The organism is Streptomyces sp. NPDC007856, assembly GCF_042868225.1.
Lineage (GTDB): Bacteria > Actinomycetota > Actinomycetes > Streptomycetales > Streptomycetaceae > Streptomyces.
The window spans coordinates 368,184-383,799 of the sequence record NZ_JBIAEC010000007.1; the positions used below are offsets into that span (position 1 = coordinate 368,184).

Below are 15,616 nucleotides of genomic sequence, written 5' to 3' on the forward strand. Positions count from 1 at the left end.
GGCACGCCCGGCGCCGGGGCGGGCTGTCGCCCCGGCACCGGGTCCGCCGTATCAGCCCTCGTCGCGCAGCCGGGCCGCCAGGGAGGTCAGCGGCTCGGTCTCCCCGGTGTGGCCCAGGGCGGTGAGGCGGGCGACCGCCGCGTCGAGGCGGGTGCGGGCGGGAGCGGGGCGTTCCAGGTAGATGCCCTCCACGGCGCCCGCGAGGCGGACGCATTCGGCCCACTCGCCGGCGTGGTCCTCGTCGGATCCCGGTTCGCCGAGCAGGGTGAGGGCCTTGTCCAGGGCGGCCAGGGCGGTCTCGTACTCACGGCCGTAGGCGTTGACCCGTCCGTGTTCGTAGGCCAGGGCAGGGTCCAGGGAGCGGCCGCGGGCCTCGTACCCCGCAGCGCGGGCCTCGTCTGCGATCCTGCCCGCGTCGGCCAGGAAGGCGAAGGCGTCGGCCAGGCCCTCGGGACCCTGCTGCTGGGCCTGGAGGCGGGCGAGTTCACGCAGGCAGCTGCTGAGCTGCTCGTAGCGCGGGGCCCGGGCGTGGGCGGCGAGGGCCTGGTCCGCGGCCTCGCGGGCCCGGCCGAACTCGCCGGACTCGGCGAGGAGTACAGCGGTCTCCGCGGCGATCATGGCGTGGCTCCCGGGGTCGTCGTCCCAGCCGGCCGACTCGGCCGCGAGGGCGGCGAACTCCGCCGTGGCGGCCTTGAGGTCCTCCCCCGCGTGCAGCGCGCGGGCGCGGGTCAGGCGCAGCTGGGCGACGAGCCGGTCGTCCAGCTCTCCGGCGGCGACGCCCGGTTCGGCCAGGACGGAGTCGAGCAGAGCGATGCAGTCCTCGACGCGGCCCAGGTCGAGGCTGAGCTGGGCGGCGTTGCTGTAGGTGCAGAACGCGTCCGTCCGGCTGCCGTGGCGCAGTTCCAGCTCCGCGGAGCGCGTCAGGTGCCGCAGCGCCTCGTCGGGGCGGCCCAGGTGCATGCAGGCCTGGGCCAGATCACCGTGGAGGCGGGCGGTGTCGATTGTGTGGGCCGGCCAGTCGGCGGCCAGGCGCAGGCTCTCGGTCAGGTCCGCGTGCGCGGCCTGCGCGTCCCTGAGGCCGAGCTGGATGCGGGCGCGCAGGCCGAGCGTGCGGGGCAGGTGCCAGGCGGGGCCGTGCGCCTTCAGCCGGTCGAGGAGGGCGTCGATCTCCGTGGCCGCGGCGGGCAGATCGCCGGAGAGGGCGTACGTACTGGCCCGCAGCAAGAGCGCGCCGGAGACCTGTCCGGCGATGTCGTGCCGGGTGGCGAAGTCGAGCAGCAGGTCCACCTCGGCGAAGACCGGCGCGACGTGCTCGTCGTTCCGCGACGTCTGCAGACGCAGGCCGAGCGCGGTCGCCAGCAGCCGCAGCAGACGGGCCTCCTGGTACGGGGTGAGGCCGGTCGTCTCTTCGTGCAGGCGGACGAGGGCCGCGTGGGCGGCGGTCAGCGCGGCGGCCTTCGCCTCGGCTGCGTCGTCCGTGGGGATCTCGCCCGTGGCGAGCAGGGCGCAGGCGCGGGCGAGCACCGCGTGCCCCGGCGCTCCGGCCTCGTCGTACAGGCTCGCGGCCTCTTCGTACCGGGCGGCGGCTGCGGCGAACTGGTCCTTCTCGCCCGCCCGGCCCGCCTCGTCGGCCAGCAGGTCCGCGCGCAGCCGTACGAGCGGTCCCACGGCCGGGTCGTCGGGGTGGGCGTAGTCGGGGGCGGCGACGAGCGTGCGCAGCCGTGCCCAGCAGGCCGCTTCGTCCGGATGCCCCTCCTCGTCCAACTCCCGTGCCCGGCTGATGAGTTCGGGCAGCGACTCGGGGGCGGTGGCGGCCGGGCGGGCGGCGGGGGTGGCGGCCGGGGTGGCCGGGGCCACCTCGTCGAGGCCGCGGGTGCGCAGGGTCAGTTCCAGTGTGTCCAGGAGGGGGGCGCGGTCGAGGCGGTCCCTGCGGCGGTCGGTGTGGGCCGTGGTTCCGTTGCGGGCGTCGAAGCGGGCGGCGAGGTCGTCGGCGCGGCCACGCACCTCGGCGCGCAGGCCGGCCACCGTCCAGGTGCGGCCCGCCCATCCGGCGGCGGGCAGTTCGCCGTGGCCGAGGAGTTCGACGCGCTGGAGGAGGACCTCCACGCCGGTGAGGAAGCTGAGCAGGTCCAGCGGCGAGTCGACGTCGTCGAACAGGCTCCGGTTCTCGGCGAGCAGTTCCAGGCCGCGCGCCTCGTTGCCGGTCAGCGCGCAGAACTCCAGGTGCCGGCCGACCTCCCCGGACATCGAGGGGTTGCGGCGGCAGCCGCGGTAACCGGCCAGGTGCAGCTCGCGGGCCCGGTCGGTACGGCCGGTGCGCAGCAGGGGAAGCAGCGCGTACGAGATGGAGCGGGCGGGCTCCTCCTGGCAGGACTCCTTCCCGGCCAGGACGGGGTCCCAGGTGCGCAGGGCCCGCTCGTCGTCGCCCGCCGCGAGGTGGTACCGGGCGCGCTCGCAGATCTCGCAGGCCTCGCAGTCGCTGAGCCGGGTGCGGGTGCGGCCCGCCCACAGCTCGAAGGCGAGGTCGGTGTCCTCACCGACGTGTGCGGCGAGTTGGTACGCCTGCCCGTAGTAGGGCTGGAGGCCGAGTCCGGCCCTCTCGTACCGGTCGCGCATCTCCGTCAGCCACTGGCGCAGGCTGGCCAGCGGAATCTCGGGCAGCTGGCGCAGGGCGTGGGCCACCCACTTGAACCGCCAGAACAGCGTGTGGCGCAGTCGTTCGTCGAAGACGTCGGGCTGCTCGTCGAAGAGGGTGAGCAGGCGGGCGAAGACGACGGGCGACTTCCTGGGTTCTGAGCCGTAGGTGTACGCCTCCTGGAGTTCGAGGAGTGCGTGGACGAGCGGGACGGGTTCCGCGAACTGCTCGGCGGCGTCCACGAGTTCCTCGGCCGTGACAGTGCGGGTACGGCCGTAGGGGCGCCGGTCGTTCTCCTGAAGCGCCATGGTACAGCTCGTCAGTGTTCTGGGGTGCGGTCGGCATCGTCAGCTGTCCTTGCGGAGGGCGTGGGCGAGAAGGTCGAGGAAGGAGCGGTTGATGAGGCTCGATTCGGCGGGCCGGAGCGGGCGCCGGGACAGCATCGCGGCCTGCCCGTAGAGGGCTTCGGCGCTGGTGCGGGCCAGTTCGGGTTCGTCGATGGTGACGGCCGTACGGACCAGCGGATTGAGCTGGTTGAGGATCAGCTGGGCCCGCGGCGCCTCCTGCCGCAGGTGGCCGAGGATGTCGCCCCACAGGCCGCCCTGCTGCTCGCGGGCGAGCTGGGAGCGGGTGCGCTCGTGCCGGGCCTCGCGGCTGTCGAGGAGGAGGGCCGGAGCGGAGGCGGGCTGGAAGGTGCGCAGCGCGACGTCGCAGTCGAAGACGGCGAGGGCGTCGCGGGCCTGGGCGAGGTAGGCCGCGGCGGCCAGTTCCGTCTCCCGGTCGACGGGGTCGAGGTGGGCGGTGAGCGTGGCCGGGTCCAGGTCTGCGACGCTGACCTCCGGCCTGATCTCCGGCAGCCGGTGGACCAGTTCACGGTCGTAGGTGTAGCCGCCGTTGACGACGCCGAGCCCGGCGGCCGAGGCGATCGCCGCGACCTGCCGGAACTCCTCCACGCTTGAGGTCACGAGCACGGTGCGGTGGGTGCGCGCGAACTCGTCCAGCGTGGCGTGTCCGTCGGTGGTCTCGAACGGCAGCCACGGCAGCAGCATCCGCAGGATCTCGTCGTCGTGCACCGCCAGCGACTTCACGGCCAGGTGGTGGGCCTGGAGGAAACGGCCGAGGAGGTCCGGGTCGCCGGCGGCGGTCCGGGCGATCCAGGCGCGTAGCAGTTCGGCGAGGGCGTCACGGACGGCGGCGAGGGTGTCGTCCTCGTACAGGGACTCGCGGGACGCCGTCGGGCGCAGGCTCTCGGCATCGACGACACAGCGGACGAAGAACGCCCACTCGGGCAGGATCTCCTGGGCCTGCTCGGACAGCAGCATGCCCTTGACGTGCACGCGGTGGCCGTGGCGGCGCCCGGCCGGCACCGCCTCGGGCAGCACGCACGCGATGCCCTTCAGGCCCACGGCCGGCAGATCCAGCTCGATGGTGTCCAGCGGCGTGAACCCGAACACCTCCGCGCCGTACGCGGCCAGCGCGCGGGAGCGTGCTCCGGGCGTGGGGTACGCACGCGCCCAGGGTGCGGGCTCGGGGTTGACGGATGCGCCCGGGCCGCCCGTGCCGTCGTCGAAGGTCACGGGATGGCGCAGCAGGGAGCCGAAGTGCCGGGCCAGCGCGTGCACCTGTGCCGGCCGGGTCCACTCGCCCGCGTCGGCGCGCGGCGTCAGTGTGACGGTGGTGCCGGGGCCGGGGCGGGCGGAGGCGGGCAGGGTGCGGACGGAGTAGCTGCCGTCACCGCGTCCCCGCCACTCCACGGCGGGGGCGTCGGCAGTGCGGGCGCAGCGGCTCAGGACATGGATCTCGTCCGCGACCAGGAAACAGGAGAGCAGGCCGATGCCGAACTGGCCGATGAAGCCGGCGCGTTGCTCGGCGACCTGCTCGGCGCGCTTGCTGCTGCGGCCGATCGTGGCGAGGAAGGTGTGCACGTCGGCCTCGGTGAGACCGACGCCGTCGTCCTCGACACGTACGACCGAGCCGTCGGCGTACAGGCGGATACCGAAGGCGCCGGTGGGGGCGGCCGGTTCGAGACCGTGCCGCGCGGTCAGCGCGTCCACCGCGTTCTGCAGGAGTTCACGCAGGTAGACGCGGGGGCTGGAGTAGAGGTGGTGGGAGAGGAGATCGACGAGGCCGCGCAGATCCACCTGGAAGGTGCGGTCGGCGCCGGCCGGGCTCGAAGGGGTCGCGGGCAGAGTCATCGGGCAGTCCGGGGTGAGGTGAGCGACGGCGGGTGGGGTGGCGGGATCAGGCGTTGCGCCGGGCGCGGGCGTACATCTCTTCCGGCTTCGCCATGTACCTCCAGGGCCACGAGGTGTAGGCGCCTTGCAACTCGCGGAAGACGCACGGCAGCACGAGGCGTTCGGAGGCCAGGGACAGGGCCATGGCGAAGATGTTGAAGTCCTGCTGCCAGCCCGGGCGACGCACGTAGGCGGGGTGGAGAATGCTGCGCTCGGCCGTTTCCAGCAACTCGTCCTGGATGTCGGGGGTGATGAGGCAGTTCTTACGGTCGGACTCGACCCAGTCCTCGATGTGTGCCATGGCGATCACACAGCCGAGGCGATGGCCATCGGGTGCCCGCGCGAAGGCCTCACGGGCGAACGCCAGGGCCTCGCCGGGCTCGCCGCCCCAACGGGGCTGCACCCACGAGCGGCTCCACATCGCCGAGGAGCAGCTGCTGGAGGCCGCCGAGCTGCGGCCGGAATGGGTCACACCATGGCGCCGCCTGCTCACTTCCGGCCGCGGCATGTCGCTGGAGGGTTTTCCACCGGTGGTTCACGGAGTCGGACGATGCGCCAGGGAAGCGGGACGCTCTACCTCTGGTGCGGTGTGCCGGGCGACAGGGTGACCCGCACGATGGCGTGACGTGGCACCTTGCTGCCGGGCGCAGGTGTCTGCTCACATACTCGTCCGACGGGCGTGCCGGGGTGAGGGCACTCCCGGTGTCGGATCGGCTGGACGCGTACGCCGGCTGCCTGGGCGCTCGATCGGGCTTCGGCGATGGTCTCGCCGATCAGCGAGGGTGTCGCGACCCGGGGACGAGCAGGGGCGTGGGACCCGATGATCAGGTAGGTGCCCACGGCGGCCGCCAGCAGCACCGCCATCGCCTGAAGCGGCCGGCGGATGCGCCCTCGGCGCACAAGGCGTTGTTTCCGGGGATCCCGGCGCGGCGGCGGTGGGGTGTGCCGGACCGCCGCGGGTGGAACGGGCAGGGGCGAGGTCACCGCCGTGGCACGGCCTGCCAGCACCTTCCCGATGGCGTCGCGCATCTCTTCGGCGGTCTGGTAGCGGTCCGCACGATCCTTGGCCAGCGCGCGCAGCACCAGAGTGTCGTAGGCGGCAGGCAGCTGCGGGACGTGGGCAGAGGGAGGCACCGGTGGTTCCGAGAGGTGCTTCATGGCCACGGCCAACGGGGTGTCACCGGTGAACGGGGGACGGCGGGTGAGCAGCTCGTACAGCAGGCAGCCGGTCGAGTACAGGTCGGTGCGGACGTCCACCTGCTCGCCCCGGGCCTGTTCCGGCGAAAGGTACTCGGCCGTGCCCACGACCACCGAGGTGCGGGTGAGGGTCGTACCCGCCTGATCCACCGAGCGGGCGATGCCGAAATCCGTCACCTTCACGCTGCCCTCGTGGGAGAGCATGACGTTCGCCGGTTTGATGTCCCGGTGCACGATGCCGTGCCGGTGGGCGTGATCGAGCGCCTCCAGCACGCCGGCGGTGAGTTCCAGGGCGTGCTCGGGTCCGGTGATCCGTGCCTCGCGCACGAATTGGAGCAACGTGGTGCCCTTGACGTACTCCATCACGAGGTACGGGACGAGGCGGCCGTCGATCGTGTCCTCGCCCGCGTCGTAGACGGCGACGACGGACGGGTGGCCCAGCAGGGCCGCCGAGACGACCTCACGGCGGAAACGCACCCAGTGTTCGGCATCGGCCGCCAGGTCCGGCCGGAGCGCCTTCACGGCAACCTGGCGGAACAGCAGCAGATCGTACGCCAGCCATACCTCGGCCATCCCCCCGCGACCCAGAACGTGTTCCAGACGGTAGCGTCCGCCCAGACGACGTGAACGATCCACGGTGTTCCCCCTCGTTGCCGACATCCGCCGAGGCACCGTAGAGACGGTTCTTGTGGGATCTCTGTGAGCGACTGGCCTGACCACCCCGATGAATTGTCCGCACCCGCAGTGCGCGCCCGCGTTCACGCCGTGTGGTAGGTGCCACCCTGCACGTAGTACTTGCCGCCGCAGCTGTTCTGCTTGTACTCGCCGACCCGCCATACGCACACCCAGGTGTAGACACCGGGGCCGTCCCAGTAGAAGTCGGTATTGAGGGTGCCCGCTCCCTGCTGCTCACGTGCGTCGGTGAATTTCTGGCTGCTCGACTCCGGGCCGCGGAAGTAGTTCATTCTGCAGTCGTTGCCCCAGGACTCCAGCAAGGCCTGGGTGAATCCACCGGCGTCGCTCGGGCGGTAGTTCATCCACGCCTCGCAGCCATTGGACGAGGCGACGGACCCGGGGATCCAGCCGGCCTTTGGTTGAGCGTGCGTCGAGGTGGGGCCGGGGCCCTGCCCTGCTGGGCTGGTGGCTCCAGGCGGTGCGTGGGTGCCGTTCTGACCGCCGGTCACGTCGGACGGTGGTGCGCCGGGGCCGTTCTGGCCGCCGGTCACGCCGGGCGGCGGTGCGCCGTTCGCGCCACCGGCAGGATCCGCCGGGTGGCCGCTCGTGGCTCCCGATGACGTGCCGCCGGCGCCGGGCCCGCTGGAACGCGGGCCTGCGGATGCCGAGCTCACCGCCGGGGTGACGCCGGAGTTGCGCGCGGAGGCCCTGGCGCCGGCGGCCGGTCCGTTGTGCCGAGCGAGTTCACCGGCGGTGACGGCGGCCGAGGCCACCAGGACCACTGCGGCCGCGGCCGCCAGGATGTTGCGCCGCCGGTGCGAAGGCCGTGCGGCGCGCTCAGGCGCCTTGCGGGGCAACCCGGCCGCGTCGTCGGCGCCGGTGAGCCCGCCACCCGGTAACTCCGGTTCGTCCGCCGGCGCTTGTGAGGTGAGCGCCCGGCGCCGTTCGATGCGGGCCAGCAGGGGCTGCGGCCATGGAGCGGTGGCGCGCGTGGCCCCTGCCGCAGCGACCACGGCGGCGGCGTCGGGGCGCTGTCCGGGATCCTTCTCCAGGCAGCGTGTGACCAGCGCGTGCAACTCGCGGTCGACGTCTGCCAGATCGGTCAGATCGGGAGGCTCGTGCACGACGCGGAAGAGGACTTCGGTGGCCGTGCCCTCACCGAAGGGCGGCTTGCCGGTCACGGCGAAGGTCAGAAGCCCGCCGAGCGCGAAGATGTCCGCCGGCGGACCCAGGGCTCCCGTCCGCGCCTGTTCCGGCGCCATGTAGCAGGGCGTGCCGACGTGCTGCCCGGTGACCGTCACCTGGCTCAGACCGGCCGCGTGGGCCACGCCGAAGTCGATCACTTTCGGACCGTCGAGGTCCAGGATCACGTTCGACGGCTTGAGGTCACGGTGGACGATGCCCGCCGTGTGGATCGCCCCCAGCGCGGTGGCCACACCGGCCGCCAGGCGCCACGCCGCCGTCGGTGGCAGGGGCCCGTCCGTCCGGACCGCGTCCTCGAGCGGCACCCCGGGCACATACTCCGTCGCCAGCCAGGGCCGGTTCGCGTCGGGTTCCGCGTCCACGAGGGCCGAGGTGAATGCGGCGTCGAGCCGGCTGAGCGCCGTGAGCTCGCGGGCGAAGCGGCGCCGGAACTGCTCGTTGCCCGCCAGTTCGGGGCGTACCACCTTCACGGCTACGAAACGGCCGTCCGCCCACCCCAGGTACACCCGCCCCATGCCGCCCGCGCCGAGCAGCGCGGCCAGCCGGTACCGCCCGACTCTGGCCGGGTCGTCCGGTGTGAGCGGACTCGCACCGAGCACTGCCAGGTCGGTATCGGTCAGTCCGGAGCCCATGATTCCCCCTCGCCCTGCTCCGCGCGGCACTGTGGTCCCATCCTGGCCCAGGACCCCATGTCCCGTGAAATCCCCTGCATCCGAGGTTGAGTTGACGGCAAATCAGCACACTGCGACCATTGTCCGGTGGCGGATGTACGGGTGGCGATTGTCGATGATCATCCCGTGACGCGCGAAGGTGTCGCGGCACTGCTGGCGAGCAGTGCGGGCTTCGACGTGGTGGCCTCGGTGGACGACCCGGCCGCAGTGCCCCGGGACGGCTCGGTCGACGTCGTCGTCCTCGACCTGTACCTGGCGGACGGCAGGCCGTCGACGCCGGCAGTCTCCGAGATGGCCACCTGGGCACGGGTTCTGGTGATGTCCGCCTCGCGTGCCCCGGCCGACGTCCTGGCGGTCGTCCGGTCCGGAGCGAGCGGCTACGTCACCAAGGACACCGGCAAGGAGACGCTGCTGGCGGTCCTCGCGACGGTCGCGGCGGGCGGGTTCTCGCTTTCGCCGCAGCTGGCGGACGTGCTGGCCGCCGCGCTCTCCGCGACACCGGCGGTACCCGACGACCCGTCGGACCTGCTGTCGCCGCGTGAACGCGAGGCGCTGGACCTGATCGCGGCCGGGTTCACCCACGCCCAGGCCGCCAGGCGCATGAACGTCACCAAGGCCACGGTCGACACCTACGTCGAGCGCATTCGCGTCAAGCTGCAGGCAGGCAACAAGGCGGAGCTGACCAGGATCGCCCTGGCGGCGCGCCGCACCTGAGACACGCTGCGGGAAAAGGGCCAGAACAAGGGCCAGAACAAGGGCGAGGAACGGGACAGAGCGGACAATGTCCGATACGGGGGTGACGGCGGCCGGCCGGCTCGCGGCCCTATGGGTCCGCACCGCGGCGGGGACGGCCCTGGCGGTGTGCCCGCTCGTGTGGTGGCTCGCCGGTGCCGGTGTGCGGGGCGGCGCCGCCGCGGGCACGACGGCAGTCGCCTTCGCGTTGCCGACCGCGGTGGCGGCGCGCGCCGTTCGCAGGGCCGGACGGGAACTCGACCGGCAGACGGCGGCGGCGATCACTTGCGCCGAGGAGGCGGCACGCTCTCAGGAGCGCGAGCGGCATCAGCGGATCCTGCACGACCGGGTCCTGCAGATCATGGAGATGCTGGCCCGCGGTGACCGTCGGTTCGACACGGGGGTGCGCGGCCAGGTCGCCGAGGAGGCGGCGTGGCTGCGCGACCTGGTGGAGACGGGCAGGGAGCGCGAACCGGGCAATCTGGTGGCCGAGTTGGAGACGCTGGCCCGCGCCTTCGCCCTGCAGCATCTGCGGGTGGAGGTCAACACCGCCGGGCTCGCCGCCGCCGGCAATCCGCACGACCGGCTGCCGCGCTCCCACGTGTCGGCATTGGTCGAGGCGACCCGTGAAGCCCTCACCAACGTCGTCAAACACGCGGGAACGGATGTCGCCACCCTCCGCGTCAACCACGGGTCGCACGGCCTCGTGCTCACCATCGTCGACGCGGGACGCGGCTTCGACGGCGAACCGACGGCCGGCACCGGCCTGCGGCGGTCGATCATCGGCCGGCTCACCGAGGTCGGCGGTGCGGTGCTGATCGAGAGTGCCGCAGGTGAAGGAACCTCCGTGGAACTACGGCTTCCGATCCCCGAGTAGGCACCCATGGAATTCGTATTCGACAGCGGCGGACGCAGGACCGAGTACGCCCTGACGATCACCGACCCGACCGCCGAGGTCGGCGACCTGGCGAAGGCGCTCGGGCAGCCGCCCGTGGCCCTGGTGATCGACGGACGTCTGGTGGCCGGCTCGGTCGGGCTGCCCGCCTCCGGGCTGGTGGCCGGGTCGGTCGTAGGCCCGGCCACCGCGGTCGCGCACAGCCGCCCCGAGCCGCCGCCACGTGAGGCCTGGGTGATCGCCGGTCCGGACGCCGGCGGTCGGTTGCCCCTCCGCCCGGGCGAGACGCCCGTCGGCCGGGACGCCGCCTGCGGTGTGCGGATCGATCACCCCGCGGTCTCGCGTCGCCACGGCGTGCTCACCGTAGCGGCGGCCGGGCCGGTCATGGTGGCGGACGAGGGTTCCCGTAACGGCATCGACGTCAACGGGACGTTGATCACGAAACCGACGCCGGTCGGTGAGCAGGACGTGATCGGTGTCGGCGGTGGCGCGGTGCTGCGCGTGGTGACCCCGCCGGAGGAACACCGACGGGCGAGCGTCGACACCGTCCACGGCGTGCGGCACGGCTGGCGCGTACCGTTCCACCGCCACGCGCGCAGGACGCCGCCGGCACCCGTGCCGTTGCCGGTGCCCCAGGCGCCGGAGCGTCGGCAGCGCTCGCCGTTTCTGTACACGTCACTTCTGGCACCGATCGGTCTGGCCGCCCTGACGGTGTGGCTCTTCCACGACGTGCGGTTCGCCGTGTTCGCCGCGCTGTCGCCGCTGGCGTATCTCGCCTCCGGGTTCGAGGAGCGGCTGCGCGGTCGGACCGGACGCCGCAGCGGGCATCGTGCCTACCTCGCCGCGCTGAAGCGCTTCGAGGTCGAGGTGGCACGGGAGCATCGGGCGGAACTCGCCCGCCGCAGGACCGCGGGGCTCGATCCGGCCGAGGTCGCGTTCCGCGCCGAAGCACCCGGTGCGTCCCTGTGGGAGCGGCGTGCGGGTTCCGAGGACTTCCTGAAGCTCGCGGTCGGCGTGGGTGACCAGCCCTGGCAGCCGCAGCTCGCCGAACCGCCCTCCGGCGCCCGGGAACTGCCCGCCGAAGTCGCCGAGGTGCTCGCCCGGTACGCGGAACTGCCGCGCGTCCCGGTGCACGTGGATCTCGGCGTGACCCGGGTGCTCGGGATCGACGGACACCGGGAGGCCGCGCTCGCGGCGGCCCGCGCGCTGCTGTTGCAGGCGGCGGTGGCGGCGGGCCCGGCCGACCTGGCGGTCGCGGTGTTCACCAACTCGGCCTGGTCGGCGCGGTGGGAGTGGACGAAGTGGCTGCCGCATCTGTTCGACCGGACCGAGGGCACGAGCCGGCTGATCGGGGTCGGCCGCGCAGGGGCGGACCGCCTCGCCGCCGAACTCCTGGCCCACCATCCGTTCCCCGAGGCCGAGCGCGGTGTGCTGCTGGTGGTCGTCGACGGCGCCGCCCTGCTGGAGGGCCGCAACTGCCCGCTGCGCGACCTGATCGGCGGCCGGGCCGGTGCCACCCGGGCCGTGGTGCTCGCCGATCCGCTGCCGGCGCTGTGCGAGGTGGTGCTGAGCGTGCGCGCCGGTGGCGCCGGGGAGCTGCGCCACGTGGCCACCGGCGAGCGACGCGGCAGCATGCTGACCGCCGGCGTCGGCGAGGCGCACGCACGCGCGACCGCCCGGGCGCTGGCCCGCTTCGAGGATCCCGAAATCGCGTTGGCCGGGGCCGGCCTGCCCGCGTGCACGCCTCTGCTGCCGCTGCTCGGCCTTCCGGACCTGACCGCCGGCGCTCTGCTGGACCGCTGGCGGGCAGCGGCGCGCACGCTGCGCGCAGGCACCGTGCTCGGTGTCACCGACGACGGTCGGTACGAGATCGACCTGGACGACGACGGACCGCACGCGCTCATCGCGGGAACCACCGGCTCGGGCAAGAGCGAGTTGCTGCGCACCCTGGTCACCGGACTGGCCGTCGGGAACGACCCGGACCACCTGGTCTTCGTGCTCATCGACTACAAGGGCGGCGGCGGACTCGACAAGTGCGCCGACCTGCCGCACGTCGTCGGCATGGTCACGGATCTGGACGAGCAGTTGAGCATCAGGGCGATGCGCTGCCTGGAGGCGGAGCTGCGGCACCGCGAGCGGATGCTGCGGGCCGCCGGCGTGTCGGACTTCCGTACGTACCAACGGCTGCGGGACACCGGCCGTCCGGAGCTGGAACCCATGCCGCGCATGGTGGTGGTGATCGACGAGTTCGCGACGCTCGTCAAGACGCTGCCGGCCTTCGTCGACGCCCTGGTGGACGTGGCTCAGCGTGGCCGCGCGCTCGGCGTCCACCTGGTGATGGCCACGCAACGGCCGGACGGTTCGGTCAGCGACGCCATCAAGGCCAACGTCAAGCTGCGGATCTCACTGCGGGTGGAGACCCCCGAGGACTCCCGCGCCGTCATCGACTCGCCCGCGGCGGCGGCGATCGGACCGCGGCAGTGGGGCCGGGCCTTCCGGCGGGTCTCCGGTGGCGAGGTGGAGGCCGTCCAGACGGCCCTGGCGACCACCGTCACCGCGACCGAGGCCGCAGGCGAGCGGCTGCGCGTCGCCCCATTCGTCTTCCCTCCCGGTATGCCAACCGCTCCGGGCACCGAAGAGTCACATGCCGAGACGGGCCCCACCGACTTGCGACGCCTGGTCGATATGGCCCGCGCGGCCGTCACGGCAGGCGGGTACGCGGCACCGCGCCGACCATGGCCCGATCCGCTGCCGCGGCTCGTCCCGCTCGCCGGCCTGGACGTCGCCGAGGCCGGTCTGCAGACGCCCACCGCGGGCCTGCCGGCCCTTGTGCTCGCCGACGATCCGGACCGGCAGCGACAGGTACCACTGGGCTGGGACCCGGACGCCGGTAACCTCCTGGTCTTCGGCGCGGTCGGCTCGGGCACCACCACAGCCCTGGCGTCGCTGGTGCTGGCCTGGGCGCGCGCCCTGCCTCCGGAGCGCTTGCACCTGTACGTACTCGACCACGGCGCGGGCGACCTGGCCCCGCTGGCCCGGCTGCCGCACACCGGCGGCCATGTCCGCAGCTCCGACCGCGAGCGGCTGGTGCGGCTGGTCGGCCTGCTCGGCAAGGAACTGGAGCGACGCAAGGCCAGCGGCGGCGCGGACTTCCCGCGCTGGCTGGTGGCCGTCGACGGGCTCGGCGCACTGCTCACCGGGGCCGGGGACGACCTGCTGCTGGACGAGCTGATGGGGCGGCTCGGGCAGGTCTACGCCGATGGCCCGGCCGTCGGCATCGCTTTCGCCGGGACCGTCGACCGGGCCGGCGGCATACCGGGCAACTGGCTGAGCCGTACGGCGCAGAAGGTGCTCCTGCGGCTCGCCGACGTCTCGGACTACGGGCACTTCGGCGTGCCTGCGCGCGAGGTGCCCGAGGCGGCCCCCGGACGCGGCGTCGTCGTGGCGACGCGGCAGGTCGTGCAGGTCGCGGCACCGGGAGAGGACCTCGCCGAAGCCGCGTCCGCGGTATGCGCCACCTGGCCCGGGCCGCACCATGTTCCGGCCATCCAGGTACTGCCGCAGACCCTGCCGCTGGCGGGACTGAAGGCGAGAGCGCGCGCCGACGCGCACCCGTGGACCATCCCCATCGGGGTCGCGCAGGAGAGCCTGGAGCCGGTTCACCTGACCGTGCACGAACACGACCACGTGCTCATCTGCGGTCCCCGGCGCTCCGGGCGAAGCACACTCCTGGCCAGCATCGCGCTCGGCCTGCGGGGTGCCGTGGACGCCCCTGTCTTCGCCTACGCGCCACGCGAGTCACCGGTCCGCCGGCTGCCGGCCCCGGTGCGACTCGCCTCCGACCTGACGGAACTCACCGCTCTGGTCCAGGAGAACGACCGGCCGCCTGTGGTGCTGATCGACGACGCGGACGCGTTCGACGACCTCAGCGGAGTGTTCCTTGCTCTGACGTCCCATCAGGACCCCGGGATCCACGTCATCGCCGCGGCCCGCAACGACGGCGAGGTGCGCAGCAGCATGCACTGGCTGACGTCGGTGCGGCGCAGCAGGTCGGGGGTGCTGCTGATGCCCGACTCGCTCGACGGTGACCTGCTGGGCGTCGGCCTGCCGCGCCGTCCCGCGCTCGCCATGCGGCCCGGGCGCGGATATCTCGTCTCGGACGGCTCCTTCACCGCCGTCCAGGTCGCCGTGCCTGACGACTGACAGACGGACAGGGTGTGTGGTGCCTCGCACCACACACCCTGTCCGGCATACGTCCGACGCCCTGCACGCTACTGCCGGCACCGCTCCTGCGCCTACCTTCGAGCCATCGACAACGGCGACCGGCACCGGACTTCGGGAGGCCGGCGACAGGAAGAGGGAGAGCGCCATGGCGGTTCAGGTTCTGGTCGGAGCGAACGCGCAGAGCGACGCGCAGCAGTTCCTCTCGGCGGTGCAGACCTTCACGCAGGAGGTCAACAAGGTTCGTTCGGCCGGGCAGAAGTTGGCGAGCTCCAGCGAGTGGCAGGGCAAGTCGGCGCAGAAGTTCGACGCCGACTTCCAGGCGTTCGCCAAGGCGGCCGCCCTGATGGAGCAGTCGCTGCAGAAGATGGCGACGGGCGCGAAGACGGTCATCACCAACATCGACAACACCGACGCGCAGGGTGCCGCGCAGATCGGCAGCTTCAGCGGCTGAAGCTGCCGACCGCGTGCCCTCGCCTCCCTCCGGGGAACGGCACGGAAGGAGGCGAGGACGACGGCCTGTCGGCAGCGAACATCGCGGACACGGGCCGCACGGCGGTGGAGCCGTTCCAACGTGCCCACGGCCTGCGCGTGGACGGCGTCGCCGGCATGAACACCTGGCACGCGCTGCGGGCGTGACTCAGCGGAACGGTGGTGCGAAACGGCAGGATACCGCCTGCTCGTGCTGGACGAACCGCTCTACCGGCGCAGTTGGAACGCCGACCGGTTCTTTCCCCATCTCCCGGGTACGGCCAAGCTGACCCGCGTCCTGTCCGACGACGAGGCGCGAACCTGGTTCGCCCGCACCTCGTCCGCCGAGGGGACCCGACAGGCTCCCTGACCCGGTGGACCCGGCCGGCACCGCGAGGTGGTCAGAAGTCGGAACTCGGACCTGGTCCCCTGTCGAACACGGAGTGCGCCGGGGCCCTGCCGGAACGGCATGGTGCCGAAGGCTCGCGGACCCGGCCGAAGCGTTGCGCGAGGCCAGGGTCAGCCCTGGACCCAGCGGCCGTCATCCCAGTAATGGACGCCGCCGTCCCAGCGGTATGCGTACCCGTCGTGGCCGCGCGCCCAGTCCACCTGGCCGAGAACCCAACGGCGGCGACCATCGTCCTCACGGACCCGCGACCCACCACGACCGTCAACCTGCACC

At 72.9% G+C, this 15,616-nt stretch carries 9 protein-coding genes and 2 pseudogenes; 6 read left to right on the plus strand and 5 right to left on the minus strand.

The window, feature by feature from the left end; genetic code table 11:
- Window positions 1–51: 51 nt before the first annotated feature.
- The 5 genes and pseudogenes from ACFYOH_RS19705 to ACFYOH_RS19725 all read right to left on the minus strand — a co-directional run bounded on the left by ACFYOH_RS19705 (window position 52) and on the right by ACFYOH_RS19725 (window position 8,576).
- Window positions 52–2,980, minus strand: a pseudogene (locus ACFYOH_RS19705) (tetratricopeptide repeat protein).
- Between the two features lie 2 nt (window positions 2,981–2,982).
- Window positions 2,983–4,830 carry an HSP90 family protein gene (locus tag ACFYOH_RS19710; RefSeq protein ID WP_388627103.1) on the minus strand — a complete coding sequence of 616 codons (1,848 nt, stop codon included), beginning with the start codon at window positions 4,828–4,830 and terminating at the stop codon, window positions 2,983–2,985.
- A 46-nt stretch (window positions 4,831–4,876) separates the two neighbouring features.
- A pseudogene (locus ACFYOH_RS19715) lies at window positions 4,877–5,278 on the minus strand (hypothetical protein); the annotation flags it as partial.
- A 164-nt stretch (window positions 5,279–5,442) separates the two neighbouring features.
- Complete coding sequence (locus tag ACFYOH_RS19720; RefSeq protein WP_388627104.1) at window positions 5,443–6,903, minus strand: protein kinase; 1,461 nt, start codon at window positions 6,901–6,903, stop codon at window positions 5,443–5,445.
- Window positions 6,825–8,576 (minus strand): protein kinase, encoded by a 1,752-nt coding sequence (locus tag ACFYOH_RS19725; protein ID WP_388627105.1) that lies wholly within the window; start codon window positions 8,574–8,576, stop codon window positions 6,825–6,827. The genes ACFYOH_RS19720 and ACFYOH_RS19725 overlap by 79 nt, the downstream gene beginning before the upstream one ends.
- 141 nt (window positions 8,577–8,717) lie before the next feature.
- Here ACFYOH_RS19725 and ACFYOH_RS19730 point away from each other — a divergent pair, with 141 nt between their 5' ends.
- The 6 genes from ACFYOH_RS19730 (at window position 8,718) to ACFYOH_RS19755 (ending at window position 15,304) form a co-directional block, all read left to right on the plus strand.
- Complete coding sequence (locus ACFYOH_RS19730) at window positions 8,718–9,329, plus strand: LuxR C-terminal-related transcriptional regulator (RefSeq protein WP_388627220.1); 612 nt, start codon at window positions 8,718–8,720, stop codon at window positions 9,327–9,329.
- Window positions 9,330–9,396: 67 nt separating this feature from the next.
- Window positions 9,397–10,224, plus strand: coding sequence for a sensor histidine kinase (locus ACFYOH_RS19735; RefSeq protein ID WP_388627107.1), 828 nt, complete (start codon window positions 9,397–9,399; stop codon window positions 10,222–10,224).
- A 6-nt stretch (window positions 10,225–10,230) separates the two neighbouring features.
- The gene (locus ACFYOH_RS19740) at window positions 10,231–14,445 is read left to right on the plus strand and encodes an FtsK/SpoIIIE domain-containing protein (RefSeq protein ID WP_388627109.1); all 4,215 of its coding nucleotides are present in this window, start codon (window positions 10,231–10,233) and stop codon (window positions 14,443–14,445) included.
- Between the two features lie 166 nt (window positions 14,446–14,611).
- Window positions 14,612–14,917: a WXG100 family type VII secretion target gene (locus ACFYOH_RS19745; RefSeq protein WP_388627111.1), complete on the plus strand. Its 306-nt coding sequence runs from the start codon at window positions 14,612–14,614 to the stop codon at window positions 14,915–14,917.
- A 104-nt stretch (window positions 14,918–15,021) separates the two neighbouring features.
- On the plus strand, window positions 15,022–15,102 hold the full coding sequence (locus ACFYOH_RS19750) for a peptidoglycan-binding protein (RefSeq protein WP_388627222.1): 81 nt from the start codon (window positions 15,022–15,024) through the stop codon (window positions 15,100–15,102).
- Window positions 15,103–15,145: 43 nt separating this feature from the next.
- The gene (locus ACFYOH_RS19755) at window positions 15,146–15,304 is read left to right on the plus strand and encodes a hypothetical protein (protein WP_388627113.1); all 159 of its coding nucleotides are present in this window, start codon (window positions 15,146–15,148) and stop codon (window positions 15,302–15,304) included.
- The last annotated feature ends 312 nt before the right edge of the window (window positions 15,305–15,616 follow it).